The sequence below is a fragment of the Umezawaea sp. genome, from assembly GCF_057122925.1.
The window spans coordinates 21,188-27,815 of the sequence record NZ_DBNGPQ010000131.1 but is presented as its reverse complement, the minus strand read 5'-3'; the positions used below and the strand labels follow the sequence as shown (position 1 = coordinate 27,815).

The following is a 6,628-nucleotide window of genomic DNA, read 5'->3' as shown; positions in this document are numbered from 1 at the left end:
CGGGGGCGCGGCGCTCGTCCGAACGAGTGTCTCTCCGCCGGTCTGCGGATCGTGGCGGCGGATCGTGGGCGATGATCGGATCATCGACACAGGGAAGAGCCGGAACAGGATCGACGGGAACGTCACGGCGGCGGTTCAGGCCGGATCCGTGCAGGACGTCCAGGTCGGCGACCGCATCGACCAGCACCACGACCGCCGCGGGGTGATCGCGCTGGCGGTCGTGGCCGTGCTGCTGGCCGCCGGGCTGGTGGCGGTCGCGGTCTGGCCGGAGCCTCCGCGGCCGGCGCCCGCGTCACCCGTGGCGGCCGTGGTGGAGTACGACCCGGTGGACTGCGCCTCGGGCCGGGTGGTGCCGGACCAGGGGCAGCGGGAGATCGCGAGCGAGGGCTACGTGCCGCCCGCCGAGGCCGTGATCGCGTCGGGCTCGCGCGTCACCGTCACCGTGCAGGGCACCGCGGGCCGGGCGGTCGTGCTGCAGTCCGCGCGCGTCGAGGTGGTCCGGTCGCTGCCCGCGCCGGTCGGGCTGTTCCTGCGGGCGGGCTGCGCGAGCAAGGTCCCGCCCCGGTACTTCCGGGTCGACCTCGACCGCTCGGAGCCGAGGCTCGTGGCCGAACCCGACACCCCCGACTTCCCCTACCGCGTCGACCAGGCCGACCCCGAGCAGCTGATCGTGACGACGAAGGTGACCACGGCGCTGGTGGAGTGGCGGCTGCGCCTGGCCTGGACGTCCGGCGAGGAGTCGGGCGAACTCGTGCTGGACGACCACGGCCTGCCGTTCCGCACCACCGCGGTGACCGGGTCGCGCGAGCTGTGCCTGGACGGGGAGGCGATGTGGCGTTCCGACTGCTCCTAGTGCTGGTGCTGCTGCTGGCGGCGTGCTCCTCCGAGCCGCCGACGTCCCCGTGGACGCGGGTCGAGCCCGCACGGGGCGCCGTGGACGGCTGGGACCGCGGGTTCCTCGCGCTCGACCAGGGTGTGTCGGTGTCGGCGGACGGGCGCGACTGGGACCCCACCTACCTCGACGGGCTCGACGAGCCGATCGCCACGGCCGCGCACGGCTCCTCCGCGTACGTCCTGGGCGCGACGACGATCGGGTTGTCCCTGTGGCGCAGCGACGACGGACAGCGGTGGGACGAGGTGCCCCTGTCCGAGTGGGACGACGCGACCGTCGCGCTGGCCGCCGGGCCGCGCGGCGTCCTGGTCGTGCGCAGCGACACCGAGCACGCGGGCCTGTCGTACTGGCACTCCCGCGACGGCCGGTCGTTCGACGCCCCGAAACCCCTGCCGGGCGCGGAGGCCGTGCTGCCGAACAGCTCGCCGCTGGCGGTCGCGACACCGGACGGTTTCCTGGTGGAGCCCGGCCACGCGTACGGCAGCGCCTCCGTGCCGGTGGACGACGAGATCGACCCCGTTCGCGTCTACGCCTCGCCCGACGGTGTCGGGTGGGAGGACATCGCGGGGGGTCTGCCCCTGCTGTCGGTCGACGGGCTGGCGGGCAACGGCGGCGCGGTCGTGCTGGTCGCCTCGTCCCTGGACGGCGAGGGGCAGCAGGTGTGGTTCCGCCGGGACGGGGTGTGGCGGCAGGCGGGCATCGACCCCGGCAGGCTCCCCGATCCGGCCGTGGGACCGGCCGTGGGCCGCTCGCTGGACCGGGTCCGCGACTGGGGCGACGGGTTCGTGCTGCTCGGCCACGCCGTCACGCAGGCCGGTTACCTGTGGACGTCCGCGGACGGGTCGGGCTGGAACCGCTACGGCGAAGGGGAGTTCGACAGCACCCGCGTGTACCGCGACTTCGCCGTGGGCCCCACGACCATGGTCACCGCGGATTCCGACACGTGGATCGGCGACGTGCGACCGGTCTTCGCCACCAACCCTCCCCCGCCACCCGACCCGACGCGGTAGGCGGGCACCGCCGACCCGGCCGCGCGGAGCCGTACGACCGCGTCCCGGACAGCACCACCGGAGATCACCCCGTCGGTGGTCCCCCGATCCGGCACCGGGGTCGAAACGGCAGGTGGACCGCCGAGGAACGGGTCCGCACCAGCGCGCGCCCCTGGTCGGTCCCCGCTTCCCCGCGTAGCGTCCGGACCATGCCGCTCGCCGTGCACGTCGAGACCCGCGCCCCGGTGGGAGCGCGGCGGCGGTGCGCGGATCGCCCCCAGCCGGGGGGCACCGCACGAGCGGCGCCTCCCGGCGTCGGATCAGGGCAGGTCGACCGGTTCCCAGATCGACACCGCGTCCCTGGGGGTCCTCGGGTCGCCGGGCGCTCCGACCTGGAGGCCGTCCGGCAGTTCGAACGACCCCAGGCTCCGGCCACGCGCCATCAGCCGCACGCCGTCCCTCGTCACGCCGGTCGTCCGGCGCACCTCGGCGTGCGGCCACCAGACGGGCTGGATCCCGGTGTCGGGCTGGGCCCCGTCGCAGATCATCGCGATCCCGCCCGGCGCCGTGGCCACGCCGATCGTCGGAACGAGGTCCATGCCGCACGAGGTGACCACGTGGACGTCCGGCGGGGGCATCTGCGGCTCCTGAGCCGCGAGCACCCGCAGCACCCCGGCGACCTCTCCCCTGTCCTCGCTGGCCCGGACGTGCTCCAGGCAGACCTCGACGCCGAGGACGACCGACCTGCCGCCCCGGTTGCCCTTGCCCCCGGTCTTGAACAGGTGCCACCGCAGGTACCTGTCGTCCGTGAGCTGGGTGGTGAACATCGGGTTGAGCGCGGCGTCCCACTTGCTCCGGTCGTTGCCGCGCGCGACCGACCAGTCGATGCGCGACATCAGCGCCTTCTGGTTGGTCGAGGAACGCCCCAGCGTGGGCACCGTGGCCGGGTCGTCGTTGGTGTTGGGCTCGTCCTCGGGTAGCTCACCGCCGTTGATCACGATGGAGGTGTTGAAGTAGGCGACATCCCCGTTCGTCGTCCTCGCGGCGGGCACGTGCCAGAACGCCGATCCCGCGATGATGATCCAGTCGTTCCAGGCGTCGGTCGAGAACTGGGGCACGAGCACGTCGCCGATCAGGTTCGAGATCATGCCGACGGCGTCGGGGTAGCTGTTGTTCAGCGTGTCCGGCGGGGAGTCGGCCGCCACCGGGCCGCCGAAGCGGAAGTAGAACTCGGGGACCACCAGCACCTTCAGCACGGTCGGGTCGGACACCGCGGCCGAGTGGTTGGCCTGGATCCAGTTGGCCACCTTGCACAGGGTGGCGCCGCGCGTCTTCATGTCGGCGTCGTACTCCTCCGCGGGCGGCCTTCCGGGAGGCAGCACCCGCACGGGTGCCGACGTGACCGTTCCGTAGGCCACGAGTTGGACCTTCTCGTAGTTCTTCACGAGTTCTCCTCGGGGATGCCCGACTCCCGCACGCGGTGCGGGAGTCGGTGCTGGGTGTCGGTGCTGCGGGGCGCCGGGGTCGCGCCGGAGGCAGGGGCGCGGCCGGACGAGGTCCGGTTACCGCGACCGCGCCGGGTCGTGGAGGGCGGCGCGGTGCGGGGGTGCGAGTTACCGGGCTGGGTGCGCGGGGGGACGGGCCGCGCACCCAGCCGTGGGGCGTCCGGTGCCGGGAGGTGGGGGCGGCACGGAACGCCGGTGACGGGCCCGCGCGCTACGAGGCGCGGACGCGGGCCGTCAGGACACGGTCCACAGGTTGTTCGACCCGAGCACGGCGTTCTGCGCGAACGTGCTCCGGTAGGTGATCTCCTGCGTGTTGGTGATCTCCTCGACGTCCAGGACCTCGCCCGCGGTGAACGTGCCCGCGGCCACCCAGTACGACGGGTGCGGCGTGAACACGTAGTTCAGGTTCGGGCCCGCGGTGACGACGAAGGTGCCCGCGTTCGACATGCCGATGCCGACCGACGCGGTGTCGGCGGGCACGTCGGGCAGCGTGCGGATGTAGAGGGAACCCAGCTGCGGCGTTCCCATCGCCGGGCCGTCGATGAAGGTGAACGCGCCCTTCGGCGAGCCGAACTGGACCTGGTTGGCCTCCGGGTTCTCCGGGTCGGCGTCCATGGTCTGCTGCGCCTTGAACGCGACCCCCGGCTGGAGCGTGCCGGTCTGCGACCAGACGAAGTTGTAGTCCTCGCTCCAGGTGAAGGTGACCGTGGTCTTCGGGTGCGCGGGCGCGGTCATCCACGCCAGCGACAGCGCGTTGGGCACGCCGAGGTCCACCGCTTTCTGGTAGACGACGATGTCCTGGAACTGGGTCGAGTTGTTCGTGACCGTCAGCGAATACTGAGTGGACATGCGGAATACTCCTCACAATTAAGTGCGGACATGTTTCCAACCTGCACCGAGAACACAAATCCCATTCCAGCGGGGAGTGGGGGCCGGAACACCGCCGCAATTCCTTGCCGTTCTTCCTGCGACTGCCGTCTCAGTACACACGCCGAAATCAGACCGGTCAACGAATTGTCCGTCGCCTGATAGGGCGTCCTTTTCGAGCACGCCGGGTCAACGTTTTTCCTATTACGTCACCGAGGTTGTGGTGACGAAAAGCGAACAGTGCCGGAACTGCGACAACGAGATTCCCGCCGCGGGCGCGGGCCGACCGAGGCGGTACTGCTCGGCCGCGTGCAGACAGGCCGCCTACCGGACGCGGGTGTCGGCGGCGGCCGCGCGCAACCTCGGGGCGATGGCCGCGCTGGCCATCCGGCTGCGGGACAACGCCGACCGGTTGTGGCTGATCAGCCAGGGGTGGGTGCCCGCGGAGGGTGGCCGCGAGGACGCGGTGGAGGCCCTGCTGGCCGAGACGGCCGCCGTGGTGGAGGAGATGGCCGCCCTGGGTGACGAAGCCCGTGACGATTCCCCGCCGGACTCACTCGACTAGGGGGGCGAGGTGGTACCCGCACCGAGGGCCAGGGGCCCGTCCGACTCCAGCACCAGCCCCTCGTTCGACCAGGCGGCGCGGAACGCCTCCGGTTCGACCGCCGTCACGCGGACGCCGAACGGGGCCACCTCCGTCGCCAGGGAGAGCATGATGCCGACCAGCGCGAACTTGCTGCCGTGGTACGACGGGGTCGCGTCGGGGGTCACGACGACGACGGTCCCGCCGCGCCGCAGCCGCATGGCGGGCAGGACCGCCTTCACGACCGCGACCGTCCCGAACACGTCGATGTCCCGCTGCCTACGGAGGTCCTCCACCGTGGACTCGGCGTGGTCCGTGCCCGCCACGAGGACGTCGATGGGCGCGATCTCGGCCTCGACGGACCTGATCGCGGGCTCGATCCCGGTGGCCGACCCGATGTCCAGGACGCGCGCGAACGCCGACCCCGGCTCCAGGGCCTCGAACTCCGCGACCTGCTCGGGTCTGCGGACGATGCCGACGACGCGGTGGCCCGCACCCAGCGCACGCTCGGCGAACGCCCGCCCGAGCCCACCACCCACCCCGGCGACCAGGAAGGTCTTGCTACCCGTCACGGCCCACCTCCGACACCACTGCGCACAGGCCCCGAACCCTAGATCCCACCGGGGTCGGCGTCCGCACCGAGCGGGCGGTTCCGCTCGACGACCGCGGGAGCGGGTCGGGAGCGGTGGCCGGGGGCGCGGCGTGGTCGAGCAGACCGACGAGCGCGGCGCGGTGCTCCGTCAGTCCACCGCGCGGGCGTAGCGCCCGCCGAGGACGCGGAGGTGCTCGACCAGCTCGGGCGGCTCGGTGACGTGGAAGTCGAGGCCGAGCATCCCGGTGTAGACGGCGATCAGCTCCAGGCTGTCGGCCCCGGTCACGAGCACCGACGTCGACCCGTCGACCGCCTCCACCACGCCGACGGCCGGGTTGATCCGCGCCAGCACGTCCTCCGCGGGCGCGAACACGGTGATCCTCGCGTGCACCCTCCACCCCGCGGTGGCCACGTCGCGCAGGACGAAGTCCGCGTAGTCCCCGCCGGGCAGCGCGACCGCGGTGAAGCGGCGACCGGTCGCCATCCGCAACGAGATCCAGTCGACGCGGTACGTGTGCCACGTCCCCGTCTCCGGTCCCCGTGCGACGAGGTACCAGTGCCGCTCCCAGCTCACCAGCCGGTACGGCTCCACCAGCACCGGCCACTCCCCGAACGGCGCCGAGGCGTCGTTGCGGCGCGGCCCGTCGTCGGTGCGGTCCGGGGCCGCGTAGTCGAACCGCAGCAGTTCGGAGTCGCGGACGGCCGCCGCGATCGTCGCCAGCGCGGTGGGGTCCACCACCGGGTCCGCGACGTTGCCGCCGGTGTTCTCCGGGCCCTCGGTCATCGCCTGGTGCACCGCGGTCACCTGGCGCCGCAACCGGTGCGGCAGGACCTGCTGGAGCTTCGCCAACGCCCGCGCCGCGCTGTCCTCGATGCCCGCGACCCCGCGTCCGGCCCGCAGTCCGATCGCGACCGCCACCGCTTCGTCGTCGTCGAGCAGCAGCGGCGGCAGCTTCGCCCCGACGCCCAGCCGGTAGTGCCCGGCGGGTCCGCGCACGGCGTCGACCGGGTACCCGAGCTCGCGCAGGCGGTCGACGTCGTTGCGGATCGTCCGCCCCGTGACGTTCAACCGCTCCGCGAGCTCCGAACCCGACCACGCGGGCCGCGACTGCATCAGCGCCAGCAGCGCGAGCAGCCGGGAGGAGGTGTCCAACACCCATCCACCTTATAGGAACCGAACGTTCCTATACAGCTCCTACC

7 protein-coding genes are annotated in these 6,628 nt (G+C 72.6%); 3 read left to right on the top strand and 4 right to left on the bottom strand.

Going from position 1 to position 6,628, the window contains the following annotated elements:
• The first annotated feature begins 148 nt into the window (after positions 1-148).
• Positions 149-853 carry a hypothetical protein gene (locus AC156L_RS30050; RefSeq protein WP_330875135.1) on the top strand — a complete coding sequence of 235 codons (705 nt, stop codon included), beginning with the start codon at positions 149-151 and terminating at the stop codon, positions 851-853.
• Positions 832-1,902, top strand: coding sequence for a hypothetical protein (locus tag AC156L_RS30045; RefSeq protein ID WP_330875134.1), 1,071 nt, complete (start codon positions 832-834; stop codon positions 1,900-1,902). Before AC156L_RS30050 ends, AC156L_RS30045 begins: the two co-directional genes overlap by 22 nt.
• 299 nt (positions 1,903-2,201) lie before the next feature.
• On the opposite strand, the gene AC156L_RS30040 is transcribed toward AC156L_RS30045, so the two are convergent.
• A complete protein-coding gene (locus AC156L_RS30040; protein ID WP_484407478.1) occupies positions 2,202-3,326 on the bottom strand; it encodes a hypothetical protein in 1,125 nt (374 codons plus the stop codon).
• Positions 3,327-3,620: 294 nt separating this feature from the next.
• The gene (locus tag AC156L_RS30035) at positions 3,621-4,235 is read right to left on the bottom strand and encodes a hypothetical protein (RefSeq protein WP_330875132.1); all 615 of its coding nucleotides are present in this window, start codon (positions 4,233-4,235) and stop codon (positions 3,621-3,623) included.
• Positions 4,236-4,476: 241 nt separating this feature from the next.
• Between AC156L_RS30035 and AC156L_RS30030 the strand changes: the two genes are divergently transcribed.
• Positions 4,477-4,818 (top strand): hypothetical protein, encoded by a 342-nt coding sequence (locus AC156L_RS30030; protein WP_330875131.1) that lies wholly within the window; start codon positions 4,477-4,479, stop codon positions 4,816-4,818.
• Here AC156L_RS30030 and AC156L_RS30025 read toward each other — a convergent pair.
• Complete coding sequence (locus tag AC156L_RS30025) at positions 4,815-5,408, bottom strand: SDR family NAD(P)-dependent oxidoreductase (RefSeq protein ID WP_330875130.1); 594 nt, start codon at positions 5,406-5,408, stop codon at positions 4,815-4,817. The two genes, AC156L_RS30030 and AC156L_RS30025, sit on opposite strands and share 4 nt — an antisense overlap.
• Before the next feature lie 168 nt (positions 5,409-5,576).
• Complete coding sequence (locus AC156L_RS30020) at positions 5,577-6,584, bottom strand: helix-turn-helix transcriptional regulator (protein WP_330875129.1); 1,008 nt, start codon at positions 6,582-6,584, stop codon at positions 5,577-5,579.
• Positions 6,585-6,628 lie beyond the last annotated feature (44 nt).

Bases quoted from the DNA above. Each gene is read 5' to 3' on its own strand.
- AC156L_RS30035 (WP_330875132.1), bottom strand. From the start codon at position 4,235: ATGTCCACTCAGTATTCGCTGACGGTCACGAACAACTCGACCCAGTTC.